The organism is Haloferax mucosum ATCC BAA-1512, from assembly GCF_000337815.1.
In the GTDB taxonomy this organism is placed as follows: Archaea; Halobacteriota; Halobacteria; order Halobacteriales; family Haloferacaceae; genus Haloferax; species Haloferax mucosum.
The window spans coordinates 254,301-280,442 of sequence record NZ_AOLN01000013.1 but is presented as its reverse complement, the minus strand read 5'-3'; the positions used below and the strand labels follow the sequence as shown (position 1 = coordinate 280,442).

General features: G+C 62.3%; 23 protein-coding genes and 2 tRNA genes. 12 read left to right on the top strand and 13 right to left on the bottom strand.

Annotation, left to right across the window (positions count from 1 at the left end; translation table 11 throughout):
- Positions 1–7: 7 nt before the first annotated feature.
- The 3 genes from C440_RS11420 to C440_RS11410 form a co-directional block, all read right to left on the bottom strand.
- On the bottom strand, positions 8–1,147 hold the full coding sequence (locus tag C440_RS11420; protein WP_008320633.1) for a DUF63 family protein: 1,140 nt from the start codon (positions 1,145–1,147) through the stop codon (positions 8–10).
- A gap of 122 nt (positions 1,148–1,269) precedes the next feature.
- Positions 1,270–1,740: an Lrp/AsnC family transcriptional regulator gene (locus C440_RS11415; RefSeq protein ID WP_008320632.1), complete on the bottom strand. Its 471-nt coding sequence runs from the start codon at positions 1,738–1,740 to the stop codon at positions 1,270–1,272.
- Between the two features lie 117 nt (positions 1,741–1,857).
- Complete coding sequence (locus tag C440_RS11410) at positions 1,858–2,655, bottom strand: inositol monophosphatase family protein (protein ID WP_008320631.1); 798 nt, start codon at positions 2,653–2,655, stop codon at positions 1,858–1,860.
- A gap of 111 nt (positions 2,656–2,766) precedes the next feature.
- On the opposite strand from C440_RS11410, the gene C440_RS11405 reads away from it, so the two are divergent.
- Positions 2,767–3,036, top strand: coding sequence for a hypothetical protein (locus C440_RS11405; protein WP_008320630.1), 270 nt, complete (start codon positions 2,767–2,769; stop codon positions 3,034–3,036).
- A gap of 790 nt (positions 3,037–3,826) precedes the next feature.
- Here the strand turns inward: C440_RS11405 and C440_RS11400 are convergent.
- Positions 3,827–3,910: transfer RNA gene (locus tag C440_RS11400), tRNA-Leu, on the bottom strand.
- A 152-nt stretch (positions 3,911–4,062) separates the two neighbouring features.
- On the opposite strand from C440_RS11400, the gene C440_RS11395 reads away from it, so the two are divergent.
- Together C440_RS11395 and C440_RS11390 are read left to right on the top strand one after the other, a co-directional pair.
- The gene (locus C440_RS11395; protein WP_008320629.1) at positions 4,063–4,548 is read left to right on the top strand and encodes a DUF309 domain-containing protein; all 486 of its coding nucleotides are present in this window, start codon (positions 4,063–4,065) and stop codon (positions 4,546–4,548) included.
- A gap of 84 nt (positions 4,549–4,632) precedes the next feature.
- Complete coding sequence (locus tag C440_RS11390) at positions 4,633–5,487, top strand: M14 family metallopeptidase (protein WP_008320628.1); 855 nt, start codon at positions 4,633–4,635, stop codon at positions 5,485–5,487.
- Between the two features lie 27 nt (positions 5,488–5,514).
- On the opposite strand, the gene C440_RS11385 is transcribed toward C440_RS11390, so the two are convergent.
- From C440_RS11385 to C440_RS11375, 3 genes are all read right to left on the bottom strand, one after another.
- Positions 5,515–6,150, bottom strand: a complete 636-nt coding sequence (locus C440_RS11385) for an HAD family hydrolase (RefSeq protein ID WP_008320627.1) — start codon at positions 6,148–6,150, stop codon at positions 5,515–5,517.
- A gap of 153 nt (positions 6,151–6,303) precedes the next feature.
- A complete protein-coding gene (locus tag C440_RS11380) occupies positions 6,304–6,753 on the bottom strand; it encodes a UPF0179 family protein (RefSeq protein WP_008320626.1) in 450 nt (149 codons plus the stop codon).
- Positions 6,754–6,778: 25 nt separating this feature from the next.
- A complete protein-coding gene (locus tag C440_RS11375) occupies positions 6,779–7,159 on the bottom strand; it encodes a DUF5820 family protein (protein ID WP_008320625.1) in 381 nt (126 codons plus the stop codon).
- A gap of 527 nt (positions 7,160–7,686) precedes the next feature.
- Between C440_RS11375 and C440_RS11370 the strand changes: the two genes are divergently transcribed.
- The 6 genes from C440_RS11370 to C440_RS11345 all read left to right on the top strand — a co-directional run bounded on the left by C440_RS11370 (position 7,687) and on the right by C440_RS11345 (position 17,435).
- Positions 7,687–9,759 (top strand): PrkA family serine protein kinase, encoded by a 2,073-nt coding sequence (locus C440_RS11370; protein ID WP_008320624.1) that lies wholly within the window; start codon positions 7,687–7,689, stop codon positions 9,757–9,759.
- Between the two features lie 2 nt (positions 9,760–9,761).
- Complete coding sequence (locus C440_RS11365; RefSeq protein ID WP_008320623.1) at positions 9,762–12,035, top strand: PrkA family serine protein kinase; 2,274 nt, start codon at positions 9,762–9,764, stop codon at positions 12,033–12,035.
- The gene (locus tag C440_RS11360; protein ID WP_008320622.1) at positions 12,026–13,345 is read left to right on the top strand and encodes a YeaH/YhbH family protein; all 1,320 of its coding nucleotides are present in this window, start codon (positions 12,026–12,028) and stop codon (positions 13,343–13,345) included. The genes C440_RS11365 and C440_RS11360 overlap by 10 nt, the downstream gene beginning before the upstream one ends.
- The gene (locus tag C440_RS11355) at positions 13,342–15,351 is read left to right on the top strand and encodes a SpoVR family protein (RefSeq protein ID WP_008320621.1); all 2,010 of its coding nucleotides are present in this window, start codon (positions 13,342–13,344) and stop codon (positions 15,349–15,351) included. The genes C440_RS11360 and C440_RS11355 overlap by 4 nt, the downstream gene beginning before the upstream one ends.
- Before the next feature lie 8 nt (positions 15,352–15,359).
- Positions 15,360–15,908, top strand: coding sequence for a DUF7344 domain-containing protein (locus tag C440_RS11350; protein WP_008320620.1), 549 nt, complete (start codon positions 15,360–15,362; stop codon positions 15,906–15,908).
- Between the two features lie 66 nt (positions 15,909–15,974).
- The gene (locus C440_RS11345; protein WP_008320619.1) at positions 15,975–17,435 is read left to right on the top strand and encodes a DASH family cryptochrome; all 1,461 of its coding nucleotides are present in this window, start codon (positions 15,975–15,977) and stop codon (positions 17,433–17,435) included.
- A 3-nt stretch (positions 17,436–17,438) separates the two neighbouring features.
- Here the strand turns inward: C440_RS11345 and C440_RS11340 are convergent, their stop codons facing one another.
- From C440_RS11340 to C440_RS11315, 6 genes are all read right to left on the bottom strand, one after another.
- Entirely contained in the window at positions 17,439–17,867 is a 429-nt protein-coding gene (locus C440_RS11340; protein WP_008320618.1) for a disulfide bond formation protein B, read from the bottom strand.
- A 299-nt stretch (positions 17,868–18,166) separates the two neighbouring features.
- Positions 18,167–19,528 carry an MgtC/SapB family protein gene (locus C440_RS11335; protein WP_008320617.1) on the bottom strand — a complete coding sequence of 454 codons (1,362 nt, stop codon included), beginning with the start codon at positions 19,526–19,528 and terminating at the stop codon, positions 18,167–18,169.
- Between the two features lie 179 nt (positions 19,529–19,707).
- Positions 19,708–19,782, bottom strand: a tRNA-Glu gene (locus C440_RS11330).
- 87 nt (positions 19,783–19,869) lie between these two features.
- Complete coding sequence (locus tag C440_RS11325; protein WP_008320616.1) at positions 19,870–21,846, bottom strand: 3-hydroxyacyl-CoA dehydrogenase/enoyl-CoA hydratase family protein; 1,977 nt, start codon at positions 21,844–21,846, stop codon at positions 19,870–19,872.
- A gap of 162 nt (positions 21,847–22,008) precedes the next feature.
- Positions 22,009–22,590, bottom strand: coding sequence for a DNA-3-methyladenine glycosylase family protein (locus C440_RS11320; protein WP_008320615.1), 582 nt, complete (start codon positions 22,588–22,590; stop codon positions 22,009–22,011).
- A 60-nt stretch (positions 22,591–22,650) separates the two neighbouring features.
- A complete protein-coding gene (locus tag C440_RS11315) occupies positions 22,651–24,009 on the bottom strand; it encodes a putative ATP-dependent zinc protease (protein WP_008320614.1) in 1,359 nt (452 codons plus the stop codon).
- 228 nt (positions 24,010–24,237) lie between these two features.
- On the opposite strand from C440_RS11315, the gene C440_RS11310 reads away from it, so the two are divergent.
- The 3 genes from C440_RS11310 (at position 24,238) to C440_RS11300 (ending at position 26,141) form a co-directional block, all read left to right on the top strand.
- Entirely contained in the window at positions 24,238–25,263 is a 1,026-nt protein-coding gene (locus C440_RS11310; protein ID WP_008320613.1) for a succinylglutamate desuccinylase/aspartoacylase family protein, read from the top strand.
- A 109-nt stretch (positions 25,264–25,372) separates the two neighbouring features.
- Positions 25,373–25,768, top strand: coding sequence for a succinate dehydrogenase, cytochrome b556 subunit (gene sdhC, locus C440_RS11305; protein ID WP_008320612.1), 396 nt, complete (start codon positions 25,373–25,375; stop codon positions 25,766–25,768).
- 1 nt (position 25,769) lies between these two features.
- Positions 25,770–26,141, top strand: coding sequence for a succinate dehydrogenase hydrophobic membrane anchor subunit (locus tag C440_RS11300; protein ID WP_008320611.1), 372 nt, complete (start codon positions 25,770–25,772; stop codon positions 26,139–26,141).
- The last annotated feature ends 1 nt before the right edge of the window (position 26,142 follow it).

Genomic DNA, 26,142 nt, shown 5'->3' with positions numbered 1-26,142 from the left:
GGCGTGCTTAGACGCCGAACGTCGCCCGAAGCATGTCGCGCGAGCCGGGTCCGAGACCGACCGCGAGGACGGCGATGAGAAGTAAAATCGCGTAGCGCGGACTCTCCTCGAATATCTGCTCGTCGAACACCCAGACGACCGCCGTCGCGGCGACGAGTTTCACGAGCAGGAACGGCCACGCACCGCCCGTGATAGCGAATATCGGCTCGGGGAGCGTCGAGACCGTAAAGTCAACGACTGCCTTGTTCACTGGGTGCTTCGGAATGAGGTTGTTCCCCGCGCCGAGGGCGGTCATCCAGTCGAGACCGACGACGTTCGCCACGCCGTCGATTGCGTGGCCCCAGATGACGACGAGGCCGATACGACCCGTTCCGGCGTTGATTTCGGGTTTGAACCGCTCGATGAGCCACCACGTCGCGGCGGCGGCGACCGTCGCCCCGGCGAGGATGACGAGAAGTACTTGCGGGTAGAAGGTCGCACCCTGCGCGCCGGTGAGACCGGCCCACAGGAGATAGCCGAGCGTAACCGCGAGCACGGCTGAGCCAACTCCGAAGAGTAGCTTCATGTAGTCGCCGATGACGCCTCGTCTCTCGGCGACGACCGCGCCGACGACCGCGACGAGCGTGATTGCGAAGACGGTCACGTAGATGACCGGGCTGATGACGAGCGTGTTCAGCGGGTACGTGATGAGTGCGTCGGCCACGCCGGGAGTGTCGTTCGCGTCCTCGACGACGCGGAACGCGCCGCCGAAGAACATGAACGGGACGAGAGCGAAGAAGAACCGCGGGTCTTCGCCGATGTCGAGGCGGCGGAGGAGGAACACGACCCCCGTGAGGGCGATGATGAGCGTGACCATGTAGCCGACCTCTGAGACGAGCGTGTAGCCGGGGTACGCGACGGGTTCAGCCGCGGCGGCGCAGGCCGACGCGCTGTCGAGATACTGGGTCACGCCGCCCGCCCGGACGGCACAGACAGCCGAGTTGGCGTCGGCCTGAACCGGGCCCCAAAAGTAGTGCCAGATGAAGCCGTCGTAGACGACGCGAGGGAACGCGAGCGACCCGCCAACGAGTGCGACGAGGAGGGCCACGACGCCGACGCCCCACAGGCGCTCAGGGTCGAGACCGACTCGCTCTGCTACCGTTGCCATAGCCGAAACCCCGACGGCGGGCCTGTTTAGGGTTCCGGTCTTTCGCATTCAACACGCACGCCTCGCTCGCGGGTGCCGACCGCGAGGGCGCAAAAAAGCATCATCTGAGCCGCCGCACCGCGTCAGTCCTCGGCTTCGGGTTCCCGAATCGGTAAGACGGGGTCGTCGTACTCGGTGCCGAGGATAACCATCGTCTGCGACCGCGAGAAGCCTTCGAGTTCCGCGATGTGGTCGAACATGAGTTCGCGCAGGGCGTCCGTGTCTTCGGCGTAGACCCGGAGCATCACGTCCCACTCGCCGGTCGTCAGGTTGATTTCCTGTACGCCTTCGATGTCGGGGAGTTGTTCGAGTGCCTCTTTTTCGTGCCCCTGTTTGACCTGAAAACCGACGAGCGCCGAGGTTCCCAACCCGACCTGTCGAGGGTCAACGTGTGCGTGGTAGCCCTCGATGACACCGGCATCTTCCATTCGTCCGACTCGGTCGTGGACCGTCGCACTCGACATGTCGATTCGGCGGGCAATTTCACTGAACGGTGTCCGCGCGTCCTCCATCAGGATACGAAGGATTGCCCGGTCCGTCGCGTCGAGTTTCATACCCACCCGTACTAGGGGGGTGAACTTCCCCCTTGCGGATAGAACCACTTATTTCCTCAAAATTGACAAAAACCGCTGGCGGGAGCGATATATCCGCCCTCGTTTCGTGGAATCAGCTCACAGTCTGTCGATTTCGCGGGCCGCGTCGAGAACCGCGTCGTGGACGTGTCCGTTAGAGGCGACGAGTCCCTGCGAATCGTGCCGCCACTCGTTCCCGTCGAGGTCGGTGACCGTCCCGCCGGCCATCCTGACGAGGTGGGCCCCGGACACGGAGTCCCACGGGTTCGCTTGCTTGTTCGTAATCACGCCGTCGAGCGCGCCGTCGGCGACGAACGAGAGCGCGACCTGCATACTGCCGTACCGACGGAGGTCGCCGAAGCGGGTGACGATAGCGCGCGTCGCGGCCGCGTACTCGTCGCGGGCGTCGTAATCCCACCAGAACGTCGGACAGACAGAACAGGTCTCGGGGTCGTCGCGGGCGCTCACGGAGATTTCTTCGCCGTTTCGGTAGGCCGCCTCGTCGTCGGCGGCGTAGAGGTCCTCGAACGCTGGAAGCGAGTTCGCGGCGGCGACGGGTTCGCCATCGACCACGGCGGCGACGGCCGTCGCCCAAATCGGGGTGTTGCGGACGAAGTTGTTCGTTCCGTCGATGGGGTCAACGACCCACGCCGGACCGTCCTCGGGGACCGATTTCAGTTCGTCCGCTTCCTCGCCGACGATGGCGTCGTTGGGGAACGCGCCGCGGATGCGCTCGACGACGCGGCGTTGTGCGTCTCGGTCGGCTTGCGTGACGACGTCCGTTTTGCCGCCTTTGTTTTCGACCGCAATGCCGGTTCGAAAGGCACGCCGTGCGACTGCACCGCCGTCTCGGGCCGCGCGCTGTGCGCGGTCTGCGCGAGCGTCAAGTTCGTTCATGCACGAGACAGTCGCGGGAAGGGGCCTATATCCACCGGCCGAGACCGAGTGGCCAGTCCGAAAGCGGGCCAGTCCGGTGGCTTATCAGCGTGGGACACGTACTTCCGTGCCGTGACCGACGCAATCGACCTCCCGGTGCGCGTCCGCGATTCGCTCACTGAGGCGTTCGGTGAAGCTCGACAAGCGGTTCGAACCGGCGACTACGAGACCGCGTACGAGCAAGCCGAAAACGCGTCCCAATTGCTCCAGCACAAGGTGCCGCCCAGTCCACTCAAAGAACGATTGAAACACGGGCTGGCGGCCGTCGAGCGGACCGCGGCCGACGAACCGCTTGTCGCATCGGAATACCTTCGGGTGATGACGCAGTTACTCGACGAGTAAGTTTCCTTCGGGAACACGACGAGGTGGACTTTCGTCTCACAGGACGAACAACGAAGAAACCGGAATCCGCAATTAGAACCCGGACGGAAGACGTTTTCCACAACCCTCACGGCCTTTTTCGGCTTGCGCCGAGTTCCCGAACTCCAATTCCTCGTGGTCCGGTACTTGGCCTTCCTGCCACTCGCTCGCAGAGTGGTTATCGGGGTCGCTTCGGTTCCTCTTCGGCGCTTTGACCTCGTCTTCCTTTTACGAAAGACTCGGTGTTCATGTCGATTCCATCCCTCCGCATCTGGCGATGCGTACCATCATCGACGCCTTTCACGTCGTCTGATGGATTCGGTTTGGTCATCCGGTGCGTCCTTGCGCCTCCGGCAACTCTATAGTAGGTGCAATAACATAATGAATGTTTCTGACAAAATCTGTTATGTCGGAGATAGCTGACAATCAGACTGACAGAACTGTGTGTCGTTCACCCGCTGGAATGTCGTTTCGATGCGCGTTCTGTCTGCGAACTTTCACCAGAAACGTGGTCTGTTGGTGTGTCGTCCGTGACCGTGTGTCTCCTTTCGAGTCCACTCTGTTGTCACGTCGCGCCGTTCCACTCTCAGTCGTTCCTCTCCAAGAGTAGTGTCTGTTCGTTCAACTCCGAAGACGCGTCGTTATCCCACTGACGGTCCGAAAAACGCGATGCGAGGGGAGGGGGAGGAATTCGAACTACGGTCGCTCACGCTCCCTGCTCCGAACCCCTCCGGACACACTTGGCACTCGTCACGTTGTTCCCCGGTACAAGTGCGAGGGGAGGGATTTGAACCCACGGACCCCTACGGGAGCGGATCTTGAGTCCGCCGCTTTTTCCTGACTTAGCTACCCTCGCGCGTATTGAAATACGTCAGGGGGGCCGCTAAAACGTTGCGAATCGTCAGACGCGACTCCGACCCCGTCGGTGCCGCCGCACCTCAGGGCGTTTCGTCGCGTTCACGTGCCGCCACCGATGGTATTACCGGGGTCCGCGACGCTGTGATTCCCATGGACGAACACACCCGCGACCCGAGCGTTGCCCCACCGCTCGGAAATCCCTCGGGGTGGAACGAGGACCTGCGGTTGTGGGAACACGCCACGCTTCGACGGGCGGTCGAACACGGCGTCCGCCTGTTCAACTCTGGCGACTTTCACGAGAGCCACGACTGCTTCGAAGACGAGTGGTACAACTACGGCGCGGGGACCGCAGAAAGCGCCTTCCTCCACGGGATGGTGCAGGTGGCCGCCGGCGCGTACAAACACTTCGACTTCGAGAACGATACCGGCATGCGCTCGCTGTTCGAGACGGCTCTTGAGTACATCCGCGGTGTCCCGAGTGACTTCTACGGCGTTGACGTTGACGACGTTCGGACGACGCTTCGAGCGGCGCTGGACGACCCGACAGTGCTTCACGGCTGGCAAATCGAACTCGACGGACACCGAGCGACCGCCTACCCCGCCGACTACGAGTACGCAGAGCAGTTAGAGCACTAGCGGTGTTTAACCATCAGTTATACGCGGAGGGAATCGCCTACGCGAATCTAAAGACCCTTTAGCGCCTACTGCTAGGAACTTGCCATGCGAATCTACGAACTCGGTGACGGGACGCCTGAGGTGTCAGTCGTCGGGTCGATTCACGGTGACGAACCGTGTGGTGCTCGCGCTATCGAGCGGTTCGTCGCGGAAGACCCGGACGTCGAGCGCCCGGTGAAACTCATCATCGCTAACGAGGAGGCGCTCGAAGCGGACGTTCGATACCTCGACGAGGACCTCAACCGGGCGTTCCCGGGCGACCCGAACGCGGACAACCACGAGCGGCGTCTCGCACACGACCTCGGACGCGAGGTTCGCGGCACGACGGCATTTTCTATCCACTCTACGCAGTCGTACGCGGAACCGTTCGCTATCGTCGATACCGTGGACGCTATCGCGCGGTCGATTCTCCCGCGTCTCCCGGTCGGAGTGGCCGTCGAGACGAACAATTTCGCCGAAGGGCGACTCATCGAGCACGCCCACACCATCGAAGTCGAGGCCGGTCTCCAGCACTCCGAGGAAGCCGCTGGCAACGCCTACTGGCTTATCCGCGCGTTTCTCACCGCGACGAACGTCCTCCCTGCACCGGCGGTCGCGGGCGACGGAAGCGGTGGTACAGTGTCCGACTCGCAGACCGAAGACGACCGCTTGAAACTCGGGATTCCGGAGGAAAACTGCCTCGACGTGTTCCGATTGCTCGAAGAACTCCCCAAGCCCATCGCCGAGGAGTACGAAGTCCTCGCCACCAATTTCGAGGCTCTCACGACGGGGACGACGTTCGCCCGCGCCGACGACGAACTGTTCGTCGCAGACCGCGATTTCTATCCGATTTTACTCTCCGCGAACGGCTACGCCGACATCTTCGGCTACGCCGGTGAGAAAATTGGAACGCTCCCGTAGTGCTCGGTGACCGGCCCGTACCACCGTTTAATCGAAGATGCGAGCGACCGCGTCCGCCACCGACTCGACTCGCATCGGGTCGTCGTCGGGACCGTCGGTACCGACGTGAAACGCTCGCCAGCCGGCCTGCCGCGCCCCGACGATATCCTCGTCGTATGTGTCGCCGACGTAGACGTAGCCGTCCGCGGGGAGGGCCGCTTCGGCGGCCTCGAAAATATCGGCGTCTGGCTTTCGGACGGCGATATCGGGGTCGTTCGAGACGATGACGGCATCGACATCGCTTTCGAGACCGTGTCGCTCGATTTTCGCTCGTTGCATCTCCGCTGTGCCGTTCGTCAGAATCCCGGACGGTCCCCGTGACGCGGCACGAGCGAGGGCATCGCGGGCTTGTTCGGGGACGGTCGTCGCCGCGAGTTCGGCTTCGGTGTGTCGCGCCGCGAGCGCTTCGGGGTCGGCGTCAACGCCGAACTCGGAGACGACGGCGCTGAACCCTTCGTAGTAGGGGTCCGTCGAAAGCCGGTCGAACGAGTCGAAGAGGACTGAGACGTACCGCTCGTAGGCTCCCGCTGGCGCGTCCGGAACCGCCCGCTCGAAGATGGTCTCGAAATCGGTCGTGTACTGGAGAAGCGTCGAATCGAGGTCGAAGTAGACCGCGGTCGTCATCGTTCTCGTATCACAGACGGCCGGTAAAACGGTAGGGGGAGGCGATGGATGGCGGTGGTGGAGAAGACGATTGGGGGAGTCGGTGAAGGGCGGATAGAGGCCAGACGAGAGAGGATAATCGGTGGCGTCGGAGCGCCGCGAGTGGCAGTTAGATTACTCGTCGGCCGCTTCGAACTCGACGAGCGTCAGGTTGCGGTCGAGATGGCAGTGGTCGTGCGGTGGGTCGCCGACGACGGTGCTGATGCGGTACTCTTGGTCGAATTCTGCGCCTTCGGGGACGCAGTATTGGTGGCTCGGACACTCGGTGTGAGGACACGGACCCTGAAGTGTGGCCTTGCTTCCGGCGTAGGCGCCTTTCGACGGGACGTTCGCCCGAACCGGTGCGGGTTCGACTTCGACGGCGCGGACGCCCTCGTCGTGGACGGCGCAGTCGAGTACCTGCGTGTTTTCGCGCACGCCGCGGACGCGGTAGCGGACGCCTTCGGTGAGGTTGAGACACTGCTGGCGGTACGGACACCCCTCACAGGCGCTCGACGCACCGCGATAGACGAATTCGGTTCCCGGGTCGGTTAACCGAGCGCCGATGAGCGTGATGGAGGTCATGGGTGCAAATTTATCCGCGGGTCGGTTAAGACTCTCGCCCGGTCAGTTCGTCGAGTTTGTCGAAGTAGTCCTCACGCGGAATCTGGTAGGCCTCTCGGTAGTCTATCTCGCCGTCCGCAAACTGCTGAGCGATGGCTTCCGCGCCTTCGAGAGCCGTCTCGCGGGAATCGAACTCCTCGACGACGGCTTCGATTTCGGGTTCGAGGTAGAGCACGGCGTGCCACGTTTCGGTTCGAATCTGGGTTGCACCGGGTCGTTTCGCCCGCGACCCGTTCCACACGAAAATCGTCGGCATGCACTCGGCGGGGAACGAACTCTCGTTGAACACGTCGGGCCGGTACGCGAGGATGCGACGGCCCTCCTGCTCGTCGTTCCAGAGCGTCCATCCGTCGGGCAGGTCGGTCATACGTACGATAGTCGGTCTGTGTCCTAAGCCTTCTCGCTTTCATCTAACGCGAGGATGTCCGCAGAAAATCGGTGTCGAAGACTGACGCGGTCCGCCGAAGACCCGCGACATGATTTCGGAGCGACTCGATTAACGAGACCGTCAGCGGACTGAATCGCCGATTAAATCGGTACACGCCGGTCCGTGGGTGGCTAGATTTCGATGAGACGTATCTGGATGTCCCCTAATTATTGTTATTAATTTGACTAAAAACGGAGAAAGCGTTATATGCTAACGTCCCTCACTTCAAAACAGTCTCGGTCACCGGGCCGAGCGAGCCGCCGCGCATCGCCAACTAACCGCGCCGATTCTGTTGCCAATCGCCGAGCCGTCGTGAGTGCGCAGCGGCGGCGACGTACTGCCCTCCCCGCTCACAGCGACACCCTCGTCGCGTGACGGATGTGTGGTGTGTCGTCTGCGACCCGCGGACGCGGGCGCGTCGCCCTCGACCGTCTTCAGACGGCTGGTCCGACGAGGCTCCACGAACAATGACCGGCGAAATCGAAACACTCGCAGACCTGAGCAAGCACTACAAAGACTCGGTGCCCGCGGACCTGCGCGAGGCGAAGAGTTTCGAGTGGTACTTAGAAGAGGTCTACGCAGACCCGAAGATCGCTCGCAACGCCCACCAACGCGTGGCGGACATGTTCGACTTTTACGGCACCCGTTACGACGAAGACGCGGGCGTCGTGGAGTACCTCATGGCCTCAGAAGACCCGCTTCACAACGGAGAAAACGTCTTCTACGGCCGCGAAGTCCACGAGTCGATACACGAGTTCGTCAACAAGGTGAAATCTGGTGCTCGCGGCCTCGGTCCTGAAAAACGCATCAAACTCCTCTTGGGTCCCGTCGGCTCGGGGAAGTCGCACTTCGACTGGCTTTCTCGACGCTACTTCGAGGATTACACGATGCGCGACGAAGGCCGCATGTACACCTTCCGGTGGTCGAACCTCGGCGACGTCATCCGCGACCAAGACCCCGCTGACGACGTCGTCACATCACCGATGAACCAAGACCCGCTCGTGTTGCTCCCGCAGGAACAACGCGACATCGTCATCGAGCAACTAAACGAGAACCTCGATGCACCCTACACGATTCGGAACGACCAGGCGCTCGACCCCGCCTCGGAGTTCTACATGGACCGCCTGCTCGCGCACTACGACGACGACTTAGAGTCGGTCCTGGAGAATCACATCGAAATCATCCGTCTCGTCGCCTCCGAGAACAAACGGCAGTGCGTCGAGACGTTCGAGCCGAAAGACAAGAAGAACCAAGACGAGACCGAACTCACCGGCGACGTCAACTACTCGAAGCTCGCGGTCTACGGCGAATCCGACCCGCGCGCGTTCGACTACGCCGGGGCGTTCTGTAACGCCAACCGGGGTATCTTCTCCGGCGAGGAACTGCTGAAACTCCAACGCGAGTTCCTCTACGACTTCCTGCACGCCTCGCAGGAACAGACCATCAAGCCGAAGAACAACCCCCGAATCGACATCGACCAGGTCATCGTCGGCCGGACGAACATGCCCGAATACCGGGAGAAGAAGGGCGACGAGAAGATGGAGGCGTTCAACGACCGGACCAAGCGCATCGACTTCCCGTACGTCCTCGAATACGAACAGGAATCCGAAATCTACCGGAAGATGCTCCGGAACGCCGACGTGCCCGACATCCACGTCGAACCGCACACACTCGAAATGTCGGGGCTGTTCGGCGTCCTCACGCGCATCGTCGAACCCGATTCGGACACCATCTCGCTCGTCCAGAAGGCGAAAGCCTACAACGGCGAGTTGGACGACGGCGACGACATTGACGTGCGAAAACTCCGCGAGGAAGGCGAGGCCAAAGCCGACATCGCCGAGGGCATGGACGGCGTCTCCGCGCGCTTCATCGGCGACGAAATCGCCGAGGCGATTATGGATGCGACCCACCGCGGCCGGTCGTACCTCTCGCCGCTTTCGTCGTTTACCCACCTCGGAGAGAACTTGGAGACCCACGGGTCGATTCCCGAAGAGAGCCTCGAACGGTACCACCGCTACCTCGAAATGGTCCGCGAAGAGTACAAAGAACGCGCCATCGAAGACGTGCGCCACGCCCTCGCCTACGACATCGACGAGATTCGCAGACAGGGCGAGAAGTACATGGACCACGTGATGGCCTACATCGACGACGCGACGGTCGAAGACGAACTGACGGGGCGCGACCAAGACCCCGACGAGAAGTTCCTCCGCGCCGTCGAAGAAAAGCTCAACATCCCCGAAGACCGCAAGGACGACTTCCGACAGGAGGTCTCCAACTGGGTGTCGCGTCGCGCACGCGAAGGCACGTCGTTCAACCCGCAAGACAACGACCGACTCCGCCGCGCGCTCGAACGCAAACTCTGGGAAGACAAGAAACACAACATCAACTTCTCGGCGCTCGTGAGCGCGAACGAACTCGACGACGACGAACGAAACGCGTGGATCGACGCGCTCGTCGAACAGGGGTACTCGCGCGACGGTGCCCGGGAGGTGCTCGAGTTCGCCGGTGCGGAGGTGGCCAAGAGCGAACTCGAAGGGTGACCATGCGAGATTACATCCGCGACGCTGACGAGGCGCTCCGCGGCACCTACGAGGAGCCGATGAGCCTCGCCGAGTACGTCGAATCGGCGTTCGAATCGCCCTCTATCGCGTCGCACGCGTCGAAGTATCTGCTCGAAGCCATCGAGTCGATGGGGACTAGAGAGGTCGTCGAACAGGGCGAGAAAAAGGAGCGCTACTGCTTTTTCGACGACCCGGCGAACGACGGCGAGCACGCCATCCTCGGAAATACGGACGTGCTCAACGCGTTCGTTGACGACCTCAGAACCATCGCCGCAGACCGCGGCAAAGCCGAGAAAATCGTCTGGTTCGACGGGCCGACGGCGACGGGCAAATCCGAGTTGAAACGCTGTCTCATAAACGGCCTGCGAGAGTACTCGAAGACCGATTCGGGGCGGCGCTACACCGTCGAGTGGAACGTCTCAAACGCCGACGACACCCGAGGACTCTCCTACGGCGGCGAAGTCGATGCCGACGACGAAGACTGGTACGAAAGCCCCGTCCAGTCGCACCCGCTTTCGGTCTTCCCGAGCGACGTGCGCAAGCAACTGCTCAGAGACCTCAACCGGACGAACGACGACCACATCCCGATCAGCGTTGATGAGGGTCTCGACCCGTTCTGTCTCGAAGCGTACAACTACCTCGAAGAGGAGTTCCGCCGCGCCGGCAAGAACGAACTGTTCAGCGCCGTCACGGACCCGAAACACCTCCGGGTGAAAAACTACGTCGTAGACGTGGGACGCGGCATCGGCGTCCTCCACTCCGAAGACGACGGGTCGCCGAAAGAGCGACTCGTCGGGTCGTGGATGCCGAGCATGCTCCGCGAACTGAACTCTCGTGGGCGTAAGAACCCGCAGGCGTTCAGTTTCGACGGCGTGCTCTCGCAGGGTAACGGGCTTCTCACTATCGTCGAGGACGCGGCCCAACACGCCGACTTGCTCCAGAAACTCCTGAACGTCCCCGACGAGGGACACGTCAAACTGGACAAGGGCATCGGGATGGACATCGACACGCAACTCGTCATCATCTCGAACCCGGACCTCGACGCCGAACTCGACAAGTTCGCCGACAGGAACGGCCGCGACCCCCTGAAGGCGCTCAAGCGCCGACTCAACAAACACGAGTTCCGCTACCTGACGAACCTCTCGCTGGAGGCCGAACTCATCCGGCGCGAACTGACGAACGAGACGAGCGTCTGGACCGACGACCCCGAGGCGATGGCCGAACGCGTCGCCGAGGCGGTCACGCTGGACGTACGAAAGGGACCGGGGAAGGTCAAACTGCGAGAACTCGCGCCCCACACCATCGAGGCGGCGGCGCTCTACAGCGTCGTGACCCGACTCGACCCCGACGACATCCCGCGCGACCCGGAACTCGAATTCGACCTCGTTGACAAGGCGCTGTTGTTCGACCGCGGCTACTTGCAGGTCGGCGACCAGCGACGCGAGGTGTCGGCGTTCGAGTTCATCGGCGACACCGAGGGGACACACGGCATCCCCGTGACGTTCACCCGCGACGTCATCGCCGACTTGCTCCACGACCGCATCGACCGCCGTCACCCCGACCTCGACGTGGCGTCGGTCGTGATGCCGACCGACGTACTCGACGCGATGGTCGAAGAACTGCCGGACGCGCCCGTCTTCTCCCGCGCGGAGGCGTCGGAGTACGAAGGCCGCGTCGAGATAGTCGAAGACCACATCTTCGACCAACAGGAAGCCGACGTGCTCGACGCGCTACTCGCCGACAAGGGCGTCGAGCGCGAGACGGTCGAGGAGTACGTCGAACACGTCTACGCGTGGGCGTCGGACGGGCAGTTAGAGACCGAACACGGGCCAATCGACCCGGACCCGCTCCTCATGAAACTGTTCGAGACCGAACACCTCGGGCGGTTTTCCCCCGACGACTACGAGGGCAACGACCCGTCCGAGGCGGTCGAAACCTTCCGCAACGAGAAGGTCATCACCACGCTCAACCGCTACGCGTGGGAGAACCGCGACGCGGGATTCACGGTCTCGGACGTTGACCTGACCGAGATTCCCGTCATCCGGACGGTGCTCGAAACCCACGACTGGGAGGACGTGCGCCGGCTGTTTCCGGACCTCGAACCGCGCCAGTGGGACGACCCGCCGGCGAACACCGAGACGGAGCGCGTCAAAGAACGCACCATCGACGAGATGGTCACACGCGGCTACACCACGGCCTCGGCCGAACTCACGAGTCGCGCCGTACTGAAGCGGGTGAGTCACACATGGGACTGAGAGACGACCTCGAACGATTCCGAGAAGTGGGCGAAGAGCGACGCGAAGACCTCAAGGATTTCATCTCCTACGGCGACCTCGGAGCCTCTGGCTCGAAGGACATCAAGATTCCAATCAAGGTCGTTGACCTGCCGGAGTTCCAGTACGACCGCCTCGACATGGGCGGCGTCGGGCAGGGCAAAGGCGGCACCCCCGACGTGGGACAGCCACTCGGCCAGCCACAACCCGAGCCGGGCGAAGGTGACGAAGGCGAACCCGGCGAGGAAGGGACCGAACACGAGTACTACGAGATGAATCCCGAGCAGTTCGCCGAGGCGCTGGACGAAGAGCTGGGTCTCGAACTCGAACCGAAGGGCAAGGAGGTCATCGACGAAATCGAAGGCGACTTCACCGACATCACCCGGAGCGGTCCCCACAGCACGCTCGACTTCGAACGCCTGTTCAAGGAGGGTCTCAAGCGCAAACTGGCGATGGACTTCGACGAGGAGTTCGTCCGCGAGGCGATGAAGGTCGAAGGGACCTCCGCGAAGGACGTCTACCACTGGTGCCGTGAGAACAACATCCTCGTCTCGATGGCGTGGATCGACGACGAGTGGAGTCGCATTCCCGACGACGAACGCGGCACGTGGGACTCTTTCGAGGAGATGGAAGCGAACGTCGATCGGACGACGACCGTCCAGCGCATCCGCCGCGACGGTCTCAAAGAGATTCCGTTCCGCCGCGAAGACGAACGCTACCGTCACCCCGAGATAATCGAAAAGAAGCGCTCGAACGTCGTCGTCGTCAACATCCGAGACGTGTCGGGGTCGATGCGCGAGACTAAACGCGAACTGGTCGAACGGACCTTCACGCCGCTCGATTGGTACCTCACGGGCAAGTACGACCACGCGGAGTTCGTCTACATCGCCCACGACGCGGAGGCGTGGGAGGTCGAACGCGACGAGTTCTTCGGCATTCGCTCGGGCGGCGGGACGCGCATCTCGTCGGCCTACGAGTTGACGAAGGAGGTCTTAGACGAACGGTACCCGTGGCGCGAGTGGAACCGCTACGTCTTCGCCGCCGGCGACTCCGAAAACTCCTCGAACGACACGAAAGAGCGAGTCATCCCGCTCATGCAGGAGATAGACGCGAACCTTCACGCCTACGTCGAGACGCAACCCGGCGGCACCGCAATCAACGCGACGCACGCCGAGGAGGTCGAGAAGAACCTCGGCGACGAGGGCAACGTCGTCGTCGCGTACGTCTCGCAACCGGAAGACGTCATCGACGCGATATACCGCATCCTCAGCACGGAGGCGACAGCAGAATGAGTTTCAGACGACACCGCAGAGACGCACAGAGAGAAGCCGCCCGACTGGACGAACCCGTCCGCGAAGCGAGCGCGCTCGCCCACAAACTCGGGTTGGACCCGTACCCGGTGAACTACTGGGTCGTCAACTACGACGAGATGAACCAGCTCATCGCGTACGGCGGGTTCCAAGAGCGCTACCCGCACTGGCGGTGGGGGATGACCTACGACCGACAGCGCAAGACAGACCAGTTCGGCATGGGCAAGGCGTTCGAAATCGTCAACAACGACGACCCGGCCAACGCCTTCCTGCAGGAGTCGAACTCGCTGGCCGACCAGAAGGCCGTCATCACCCACGTCGAGGCGCACTCCGATTTCTTCAAGAACAACCAGTGGTTCCGGCTGTTCTCGGACGAAGGGCAGTTCGCCGCCGCGGCGATGCTCGAACAGCACGCCAAGGCCATCGAGCGCCACGTCCAAAACCCGGACGTGAGCCGCGACGAGGTGGAGAAGTTCATCGACGCCGTGCTGTGTCTCGAAGACACGATAGACCAACACCGGTCGATTCGTGAGGCCGCACGCGACTCTGACGGGCGCATCCCCGAGGACATTCGCGCGCAACTCGACAGCCTCGACATCTCCGACGACGTTCGCCGCGAGGTGTTCGACGAGGAGTGGCTCGAAGACGTCGAGGAAGCCGAGCGCGAGGCCGCGAAACTCACCGAACCGCGGAAGGACGTGCTCGCGTATCTCCGCGAACACGGGATGCAGTACGACGACGAGACGGAGAAAGCCGAGGAGATGGAGCCGTGGCAAAAAGACGTCCTCGACATGCTCCGCGAGGAGTCGTACTACTTCGCCGCCCAGAAGATGACGAAAGTCATGAACGAGGGGTGGGCGGCCTACTGGGAGTCGCTTATGATGGGCGACGAGCACTTCGCGGGCACTGACGAGTTCATCACCTACGCCGACCATCAATCTCGGGTGCTCGGCTCGCCCGGTCTCAACCCCTACAAACTCGGTAAGGAACTCTGGGAGTACATCGAGAACACGACGAACCGCGCCGAAGTTGCGGACAAACTCCTGCGCGTGACGGGCATCACGTGGCGGAACTTCCACGAGATGGTCGATTTCGACGAGGTACAGGACCTGTTGCGTCCCGACCCGGCTATCGACACGCTCCACGCGGAATCGGCGTCCGACCTCGCGGCCCTCGGCGAGGACGACCCCCGAGTTGACCACGAGGTGCTCGACAGGGCGCTTTCGGGCGACGACTCGCTCGATGTCGTCAAATACCCGTGGAAACTGCTCTCCTACGAGGGTCTCGCAGAGCGCCATTACTCGCTCGTCAAACCGCAGAACCGTGGATTCCTCCGTCGGATTCGGCGGTCCGAACTCGAACAGCTCTCGCGGTACATGTTCGACGACGACCAGTACGACACCGTCGAGGGGGCGATTGCCGACGTTGACAAGACGACCGGGTGGGACCGGATGCGCGAGATTCGAGAGAGCCACAACGACGTGACGTTCCTCGACGCGTTCCTCTCCGAGGAGTTCGTCCGCGACAACCACTACTTCGCCTACGAGTACTCGCGGTCCTCACAGCAGTTCCGCGTCTCGTCGTCCGAGTACGAGGACGTAAAAAAGAAGCTCCTGTTCCAGTTCACGAACTTCGGCAAGCCCACCATCGCCGTCTACGACGGGAACTTCGACAACCGCGGAGAACTGCTCCTTGGTCACCAGTACAACGGCGTCATCCTCGACAAACAGCAGGCGAAAGGCGTCTTGGAGCGGGTCTACCATCTGTGGGGTCGTCCGGTCAATCTGATGACCATCGTCAAGGAGTTCGACGACCACGAAATCGAAGTCGCTCGCAGACGCGGGCGCGAACCGACGCCGGTCGAACGAGCGATTCGCATCCGCTACGACGGGGACGACTTCGAGGAACACGACCTCGATTCGTCCCTCGAAGAACGCATCGCGGCTAGTGACATCGACTATGACACCAAACCCGACGACTGGCTCTAACCGGGACGATGGGCATTTCTGACCGTCTCACCGGCGGGTCAGAGAGCGGTTCCGCCGACCGAACGCTCGACGAAGCGGACATCCACGACGTGCTCAGAAACGAGCGGCGGCGGCTCACGCTCGAACGACTCCGCGACAGCGACGGCACCGAATCGGTCGGCGACCTCGCAGAACACATCGCGGAAGTCGAATCGGGTGAGTCGCCGCCGCCGAAGAACGTCAGACAGAGCGTCTACATCTCGCTTCACCAGACGCACCTCCCGAAACTCGACACGCTCCACATCGTCGCCTACGACTCGGCGGCGAAGATGGTCTCGCTGGGCGCGACCGCCGCCGAACTGGACCCGTACTTCGCCGACGGCGGTCATCGAACGATGCCATTTGCGGTGCTCTCGTTTACCACCTGTCTCGCTGGCGTCGTGCTCGTTCTCGCCGGATGGATGGGAATGCCCGTCATCGCCCGTGTTGACCCGCGTCTCGTCGCACTCGTCACGCTTCTCGTCGTCGCGCTCGTCATCGGTGCCGAACTCGGACTGAAGACACGAAACCGCGCGTAACCGCCGCCTCGACGCCCTCGCACGGCCACTCGACTCAAGTACGCCCCATCCTAAGCGCCGCCAAACATGACAGACACAATATCGCTCGTGTGGTTCCGGCGGGACCTTCGACTCCACGACAACGAAGCGCTCGTCGAGGCGTGCGCGGCCGACCGCGTCGTTCCCGTCTACTGTTTCGACCCGGGGGACTACGGCACCCGTCCCTTTGGCGGCGACGACTCGTTCGACTTCGAGAAGACTGGCGCACACCGCGCTCGCTTCCGACTGGAGTCGGTGGCCGACCTTCGGTCGTCGCTCCGCGACCGAGACAGCGACTTGCTCGTGCGAGTCGGCCGACCCGAGTCCGTGATTCCCGACGTTGCGGCCGCCGTTGACGCGGCGTCCGTGACGATGCACACGTGGCCGACAGCCGAAGAGATGCAGGTCGAAGCCGCGGTCAAACGCGAACATCGAGACGCCGACATCGACCCGCGACGGTTCTGGGGGCATACGCTCACGCACCTCGACGACCTCCCGATGGCGTACGACGACGTGCCGGACACGTACACCACGTTCCGCAACGCAGTCGAGCGAGACGCTACCGTTCGAGAGCCGCTTCATATCCCCGAGATACCGGCGTTCCCAGCCGACGCACCGGACCCCGGCTCGATTCCGAGTATCGCTGACCTCGACGAAACACTCACTACTCCTAGGTTCGACGACCGCGGAGTGCTCCGATTCGACGGCGGCGAAACGGCCGCGCTCGACCGGGTCGAGTCGTACATCTGGGAGGGCGACCACCTTCGGGAATACAAGGAGACGCGAAACCGGATGCTCGGTGCCGACTACTCCTCGAAGTTCTCGCCGTGGTTGAACGAGGGGTGCCTCTCGCCGCGATACGTCCAGTCCGAAGTCGAGCGCTACGAGGACGTTCGGGTGTCGAACGACTCGACGTACTGGCTCACATTCGAACTCCGCTGGCGGGACTTTTTCCAGTTCCAGTTCGCCAAACACGGGACCGAGTTCTTCCGTCGCGGCGGCATCAGGGACCGAACTGACATCGACTGGCGAACCGACGACGCGCAGTTCGAACGCTGGGCCGCGGGCGAGACGGGAATCCCATTCGTCGATGCCAACATGCGCGAGTTGAACGCGACGGGTTACATGTCGAACCGCGGGCGGCAAAACGCCGCGTCGTTCCTCGCAAACAATCTCCGACTCGACTGGCGACGCGGCGCGGCCTACTTCGAGACGCAACTGGTCGATTACGACCCCGCCTCGAACTACGGCAACTGGGCGTACATCGCGGGCGTCGGAAACGACTCCCGAGATCGCTATTTCAACATCGTCAAACAGGCCCGCCAGTACGACGCGAACGCCGACTACGTGAAACACTGGTTACCGGAACTCGACGGTCTCCCGGCCGAATACGCCCACGAACCGTGGACGATGACCGCCGACGAACAGGCCGACTACGGCGTGCAGTTGGGACGCGACTACCCTGAACCGATGGTCGATTTGGAGGCGTCCTACGAGACGCTCCGGTGAGACTCAGATTCCCCACGAATCGTCGGTCCCACCGACGCGGGTGACGGCGACCGCGAGCACCGCCACGAGCGAGAACGCGACGAGCGACAGTCGCGGAATGGTCAGCAAGCCGCCGAGCATCGGATACTGGATGGACGTACACGGTCCGCCGACGGTGCAGGTCGCACCCGGTGCAACCTGCAGGTACGTGTGATAGCCGGCCAGCGTAACGCCACCGAGCGAGAGCGGAAGCACGGTCTTCCAGACGCCCGACCGGTCTTCGAGGGCCGCAACCCCGAGAACGACGACGAGCGGGTACATGAGAATGCGCTGGTACCAACAGAGGTCACACGGCGTCAGGCCGAGTCCGAGGCTGAAATACAGGCTTCCGGCCGTCGCCGCGAGCGCGACGAGCGTTCCCGCGGCCAGCATCGCTCGCGTCGCCTCGCTCATCGGTACGCACCCCGACCCGACGGGTCTGTCGTCTGAGTTACGTGCGTACGGTTCGGTATCGGTTCGGCTTCGTCCTCGGGAGTCGGGTTGCGATTCATCGCCACGGTCGGTCTTGGCGCATCATTTACGCCGGCGTACCTGAAGCCATCGGCTGTTCGAGTCCGGAGAGTGGCCCTCGCCGCGTCGGGGGACGACCGACGGGCGAATCTTCGGGGCCGCTCGGTAACAAAATGGGATGCACCGAACCAGTGCGATTTGATTGGTGGGATACGTTGTAATCAATGTTGTGCCGGTCGCGGTCACGGCCGAAGCAAGACGAACAGCCCCCCGAGGACGCCGCTGGCGACGAGAAGTGCGCTCTTTCGGGCGACCGGGCGGAGCAGTTTGCGGTCGATGCTCGCCGCGAGGAGAATCTTGACGAGGATGCTCGCCGCAGTCCCAACCAATACGCCGACGACGGCCGTCGTCGCCCCGATTTGGCCGCCGCTGTAGAGCGTGACCGCGGTCGTCACGACGGACCCACTCGATACCAATCCGCCGAGAAAACTCGTCACGACGAAGCCGGTAGCACCGAAATACTGTTGTGCCGCGGCGGCGCTCAGAAGCACCACGAGAAAGAAGCCGCCGAACCGCAGGGCGCTTTCGAGGCTGAACGGCGATTCGAAGCCCACGTCGAGGTCAACGCGCCACTCCCGAGACTGCAAGGCATACCCGATTCCGACGACTGCGACGAGACCGAGCGGGACACCGACGTCCCACGCGAGGCCGGGAACAAACACCACGACGAGGGTGAGATTTCTAATCGCCATCGCGGCGTCGGCCATCAAAATTGCGCTGACCGCGAGCGGCCGAATCGACGGGTTTCGCTTCGCCCGCCCCGAGATGCCGCCGATGACTGCGGTCGAATTGACGAGACCGCCGAAAAAACCGGTGACTGCAATCCCTCGCTCGCCGTACCGTCGGATGACGACGTAGTTGGCGAAGCCGATTGCGCTCACGGCGATGACGAGAAGCCAGACCGTCCGCGGACTGACCGCGTTCCACGGTCCTACCTGACCCTCCGGAAGTAACGGGAAGATGACGAACGCGATGATTGCTAACTCGATTGCGCTCCGAACTTCGTCTACCGTCAACTGCCGAGCGAACCCGTGGAGTTCCCGCCGCAGGACCAACAGCAGTGACGACGTGAGCGCGACGATAACGCCCTCGATGATGTAACCCCCGACGACCGCGGCCCCGACCGCGTAGGCGACGAGAAGTGATGTCGAGGTCGTAAGCGACAGACTGACATCGTCGGCGGCGTCCGAGCGGTCCGGCTCGGTGGCGTCTGTCTCCGTGTCGGCGTCACCCGCGTCGTACGGGCTTCCTCCGGACCCCGTGACTCCACTTCTGAACTCGCCGTTTTTGATTCGTTGCTCGACGATTCCCCAGCCGCCGAGAAGCACCCCTTGAGCGACGACCAGCAAGCCGCCGACTGCGAGCAGAATGTCGCTTCCGATGACGACTGCGATGCCCCCGAGGAGACTCGTCAGTGTGAACGTCCGCATTCCGGCGCTCTTTTTCGCCCGTTCGCGTTCCAAGCCGAGAAACATCCCCAACGCCGCCGCGACGAACAGGCGGGCGACGATGGGTTCGATGGAGACGACTCCTTGGTCAAGCATCCGGAGGAGCCTGCGGCGTGAGTTCGTGGGGGCAGTGGTGAACCATTCTATGCATGCTATATGTTGGCAACAAGTAAAAGTCGAACCCGGCGACAGGTGTCCCCACTAACTCACGGACACCGCTTTACAACCCAAGCGACACGTACAGCGGTCGCTTGGAAGGTAGTTCAGCAGAGAAATGCTCGGTAGGGGATTCGAACCCCTGTCCTCGGCTCGAAAGGCCAAGATGATTGGCCGGACTACACCAACCGAGCTTCTGCATTCACGAGTGGTAGTTGGATTATTTTAAGGGTTGCGTTCCGAACCGAGTGAGTGAGAGGAACCCACTCACGATATGAGCCTTACTCGCCGGTGAATTCGGGGTCGCGGTCGCTCGTGAACGCCGCGATGCCTTCCATCAGGTCAGACGTGGTAAACAGCAGGCCGAAGCCCTGTGCCTCGACTTCGAGACCGGCATCGGTGTTCTCCCAGCCGTTGTGCATCGCGCGCTTGGTGTAGCGCTGTGCAATCGGCGGGCCTTGGGCGAACTTCTGGGCGTACTCGAAGGCGCGTTCTTCGAAGTCTTCGTTTTCGACGACCTCGTTGATGAAGCCGTAGTCGGCCATCGTCTCGGCGTCGTAGCGTTCGGCGGAGAAGATAATCTCTTTCGCGCGGCCGGTGCCGACGATGCGCTGGAGGCGGACGGTGCCGCCCCAGCCGGGGATGAGACCGAGGTCGTGTTCGGGCTGTCCGAGCTCGGAGCGCTCCGTGGCGATTCGGAGGTCGGCGCACATCGAGAGTTCCATGCCGCCGCCGAGACAGAAGCCGTCGATACCGGCGATGACGGGCTTGTCCATCTCTTCGAGTTTGCCGAATGTCTGTTGGCCCTTACGGGAGATTTCGACGCCCGAGACGGCGTCGCCGCCGCCCGCGGCGATGCTAGTCACGTCGGCACCGGCGGAGAAGGCGCGGTCGCCAGCGCCGGTCAGGAGAATTGCGCGTACCTCGTCGTCGTCGCCGAGGATGTCGAGCGCGTCGGAAAGGTCGTCCATCAGCTCGGTGCTGATGGTGTTGAGGCGGTGCGGACGGTCGAGCGTGATGTGTCCGATACCCTCGCGGACCTCGATTGCGACGTTGTCGAAGTCGAGACCGCCGTCTTCGCTCTCTTCGCCGCCGTAGAAGCCCGAACCGGACTCTGCGAGGTCGCGGAGGTACTCGACGACTTCGTAGCGCTCTTCACCGGTCTCTTCGTGCAGGTCGTCGAGCGTCTCGACGAGCGTTGCGATGTCGGCTTGGTCGGCCATCTTCGCCGGGCCGTCGGGGAAGCCAGCGCCGAGCATGACAGCGCGGTCGATTGCGTCGGGGTCGGCGACTTCGTTTTCGACGAGTCCGGCGACTTCGTTCGCCATGAGCGCGAGCAGGCGGTTTTTGATGTCCTCGCTTCCTTCGCCGTGGGGAATCTGTGCACCCTCACCGTCCTCGTAGTCGTAGAAGCCCTTGCCGGTCTTCTTGCCGAGCGTCTCTTCTTCGACTTTCTCGGAGAGAAGCGGACACGGCGCGTAGGCGTCGCCGAGGACTTCATGCATGTATTCGAGGACGTGGTAACCCACATCGATGCCGACCTGATCTGCGAGTTCGAAGCTTCCCATCGGAAGCCCGAGGTCGTACTTCGTCGTGGAATCGACTTCCGCGATGGTCGCGTCGCCCGCGTGGACCGTCCACGCCGCTTCGTTCATCAGCGGGACGAGAATGCGGTTCACGATGAATCCGGGGCTGTCCTTGCGGACGCGGACGGGTGTCTTTCCCATCTCCTCTGCGAGGTCCTCGATAACGTCGAGTGTCTCGTCGTCGGTGTGTGCACCGGAGATGACCTCGACGAGGTCCATGCGAACCGGCGGGTTGAAAAAGTGCATGCCGCAGAAGCGCTCGGGACGCTCTGTCACTTCGGAGAGCTCCGTGATGGAGAGACTGGAGGTGTTCGTGGCGAAGACGGTGTGCTCGGGCGCGTGTGCTTCCAGTTCCGTGTACACGTCCTTCTTGATGGCCATCTTCTCGGGAACGGCCTCGATAACGACATCGGCGTCGGAGACGGCTTCACCGAGGTCAACGACGGCCGTCACGCGGTCGAGCGCGGCGTCGGCGTCTTCCTGCGAGAGTCGGTCCTTCTCGGCGAGTTTGTTGAGCGACCACTCGATTTGGTCGTAGCCCTTCTGGACGAACTCCTCTTTGATGTCGCGCAGGACGACGTTGTAGCCGGCGAGGGCGGCGACTTCCGCGATGCCGTGGCCCATGTTGCCTGCTCCGAGAACAGTGATGCTGTTGATATCGTCTACCTTCATGGACGAACGTTACAGTGTGTATCGGTTTCAACGTTTCCCTCGCAGAAAATGTAAACGTGACTCTCGTTTATTTTTGAAGTCGTCGCCGATAACCCTCCTGACGACGCCGACCACGGTGCCGACAGCGATGGCGGTTGCACCACTGGCTTCGGTACTGGCGAATCAGTCCACGCTCCGCCAGAGATAGAGACTGGCGTAGCTTCGATATGGCGTCCACTTCGCCGCTCGCTCGCGCATCGTTCCTCGTGAAACGGTGTCCACGTCGAAGCCGAAGACGCGTTCCATGCCGCGCCGAATCCCGAGGTCTTCGACCGGAAACACGTCCTCGCGCGCGAGAACGAAGATGAGGAACATCTTCGCGGTCCAGACGCCGACGCCGCGAATCTCGGTCAGCGAGTCGATAACGTCGTCGTCGTCCATCGCGCGCAGTGACTCGGCCGAGAAACCGTCTTGGAACGCCTCGGCGACGTTGCGGACGTAGCCGATTTTCTGATTCGAGAGGCCGCAATCGCCTAAGACGGCTTCGTCGGCGGCGAGGAGTCCGGCAGGCGTGACTTCGACGCGCTCGAACAGCCGGTCTCGAATCGTCGCCGCCGCGGACGTCGAGAGTTGCTGGTTGACGATGGAGACGACCAGTCGCTCGAAGGGGTCGTCGGCCGGGTCGAGCGAGAGCGGGCCGTGTTCTTCGACCACGTCGCCGAGATGGGGGTCGCATTTGAGTTCGCGGTACGCGTCGTCGCTCATCGACTCGACGTTCGGCCGTCGAGAAGAAAAATTCGTGTGTCGGGTCCGCCGACGGTTCTCTTACTCTTCGAGGAGTTCTTCTTCTTCGTCGTCGCCGTTGCGGTCGGTGTTCGCGCGGCGGCGCACGTCAACGCGGTAGTGTTCGAGGATGTCGCGGCCGAGGAGAAGCGGGTAGTCCATGTGCGAGCGGTCTTCGACGCTGGCGGTGACGGTGTGTTGGGTGCCGCCGATACCGATAACGAGGTCAACGACCGGGCGCGCTTTGCCGGTCTTGAGACTGCCGGACTTCACGCGCGTCATGCTCTTTATCGGCCCGGCACCGATTTCGGCGGCGAGACTCGTGTCGATGCTGGTCCGGGTCGCACCCGTGTCTGACTTGGCGAGCGTCTGTTGGGACCCGCTTGTCCCGTTGACGACGACTTCCTCGATGTAGCCGATAATCGGGGCTTCGCCGTCGAGGATGGGCGATTCGTTGGGTGCACACGAGGGCGTCGAATCGTCGAGCGTCGCCGAGAGTTCTTCGACGCGCGTCTCATCGACGTCGCCGCCGGCGCGCTCGATTGCGAGTTGTGCGATGTACGGCGCGGGACTCTTCCCCGTCGCTTTGTACAAGCCCTTGAAGCCCGCCGTCGGATTCGCTTCCAGGACGAACCAACCGTCGTCACCCTCGACGAGGTCGACGCCGACGTAGTCCATCTCCATGACTTCTGCGGCGTAGAGGGCCGTCTCTTTCGCCTCCTCGGGCATCTCGTCTGTCGCGTCGAGAACGTCGCCGCCGAGGGCGACGTTCGTCCGCCAGTCCCCTTCAGGCGCGTAGCGGTACATCGCGCCGATGACCTCGCCATCGACGATGTAGACCCGGAGGTCGCGGTGGCGGTCGTTGTCGCGGTCGATGAGTTTCTGGAGAAACGCCTGTCGGTTGCCCACTTTCGGGTTGACCGGCTCGGTCAGATCAACTTTCCACGTCCCGCCGCCGTGGGTGCCGATTGCAGATTTGTAGACGCCGACCTCGCCGAACCGCTCTCGGCCTTGGTTCAGACGGTCGTTCGAAAGCGCGAGCAGGGCGTCTGGAACCTTGATGTTCCAGTTAGCCAGCGTCGCGGCCGTGGCGAACTTGTGAATCGCCGCGAGCACCGAATCGGGTTCGTTGAGCATCGGTCGGATGCGATTGAACGTCGTCGCCAGCCCGAGGAGTTCGGCTGGTTCTTCGGTGTTCGACAGGAGCAGTCGATTCGCAATGATGTCCACCTCAGGTTCGACTGTCACCTCACCGTCTTGAATGTTGACCGCCGCGTTCTCCCGGCGAAGCCAAACTGGTTCGTGGCCAAGGTCCTCGACCGCGTTGAGGATTGCCTTCGTCTCCTTGCTGTTGTGCAGGGAAAGCACTCCGACGCGCACGGTGTCGTTTGTGGTGGACATACACCATTGATACAAGCCTGCTTTCAAAGCTATGACGGTAGAGACGCGTCTATACGCGAGTTAGCGACTGCAAACTCTGTTTACTGATAGACAGAAGTTCAACCTCAAGAATATGACTCCACTGGCGTATCACGAGGTGATTCGGAGACAACACAGTATTCAGATTTGAAAACGGTCTCTTTGGGTTCGGGTTCACCGTTTATAATCCCGGCCGCCCCATCGGTTCACATGGCCGACAACGAGGCCTTCACCTACAACGGAGGGAAGGTCGAGCCGGGCGAAACACAGGACATCCGGTACGGTATCTCGGAGACGTATCTCGGCGATCCGGTCCGCATCCCCGTCACGATTATCAACGGGGAACGTCCCGGTCCGACCGTCTTCCTCTCCGCCGCCGCCCACGGCGACGAACTGAACGGCATCGAAGTCGTCCGCGAGGTGGCCTACGAGTGGGACCTCTCAGACCTCGCCGGAACGCTCGTCTGCATGCCCGTGATGAACGTCCCCGCGTTCCTCGCCCAACAGCGCTACCTCCCGATTTACGACCGCGACCTGAATCGGTCGTTCCCCGGGTCAGAGACATCGACCGGTGCGAAGCGGATGGCGCACCGAATCTACCAAAACTTCATCGCCCCCTGCGACCTCGGCATCGACTTCCACACCTCGACGCGGGGGCGAACTAACATGCTCCACGTTCGCGCCGACATGTCGGACGACGCCGTCGCGCGCCTCGCAAACGCGTTCGGGTCCCACGTCATCATCGACAGTTCCGGCTCCGACGGCATGCTCCGAACCGAGGCGTCGAAAAGCGGAACGCCCGCAATCACCGTCGAGATGGGCGAGGCCCACCGCTTCCAGCGCGAACTCATCGACGAGGCGCTTGCAGGCGTCGAGAGCGTCTTCGCCGAATACGGACTCCGTGAGACTTCGACGGTCAACTGGCCGGGCTGGCGAACCGTCATCTCCGACGAAAACGAAAAGACGTGGCTCCGCGCCGACGCGGGCGGTATCGTCGATATGCACCACGACCGCGGCGCACTCGTCCACGAAGGCGACCGAATATGCACGATTACCAACCCGTTCAAAGACGACAACGTAACCGTCGTGGCTCCGTTTACGGGACTTCTCGTCGGTGTTCTCGAAAACCCGGTCGTCTATCCCGGCAACCCGATTTGCCACCTCGTCGAACTGAAAGACAAGGTCCGGCGCGTCGTCGAAGGCGAGCAGTCAGCACCGCTCGAATCGTCGGTTTGAGCCGGTCGCGTCCGGACTGAGGTCCCGGTGTCCGGCGATTTTTGCCAACCTTGATGAAACATCATACACGTAAGTTCTATACCTTCCCCGTCCCGACGCTCACAAGAGCATGAGTCAGTCTTACAACCGGGGCCTCATCGAGGACTTCAGCCGATGGCGGGAGTTCTCGGCTGGCATGTGGGCCTGGATATTCCACAAGTTCACCGGCTGGGTGCTTGTGGGGTATCTCTTTACCCACATCGCCGTGTTATCGACGGCCCTCTCGGGCGCGACGGAGTACACGACTACGATACAGGGTCTGGAGAGCCTTCTTATCGTGCGCATCCTCGAGGTCGGACTGCTCGCCGTGGCGGTGTTCCACATTCTCAACGGGCTACGTCTGTTGTTCGTCGATTTGGGTGTCGGGCTGGAAGCACAGGACAAGAGCTTCTATGCCTCTCTCATCCTGACGGGTGTCATCGTCGTTGCGAGCGTCCCCACGTTCCTCGCAGGGGTGACTATCTAACATGGCAGAACGTTACACGTCCTTCAAACCTGGCGGACGCCGGTGGCTGTGGCAACGCCTCACCGCCGCGTTCCTCGTCGTCGTATTGGCATTCCACTTCTTCCTCCTGCACTTCCTCAACCACGCAGACGAAGTGACGTTCGCGCTCTCGCAGGCGCGAATGGAGAGTCTCACGTACTTCTCGCTGATGATTCTGTTCCTCGTCACCGCGACGTTCCACGGAGTCAACGGCGTCTACAACGCACTCGTCAATCAGGGGCTTTCGGGCACCCGTAAGACGGCGGTCAAGGTGACTCTCGGCTTCGCAAGCCTGCTCCTCATCGTGCAGGGCGTCCGTACCGCACTCGCGTGGGCTGGAGGTGTCCCCATCTAAC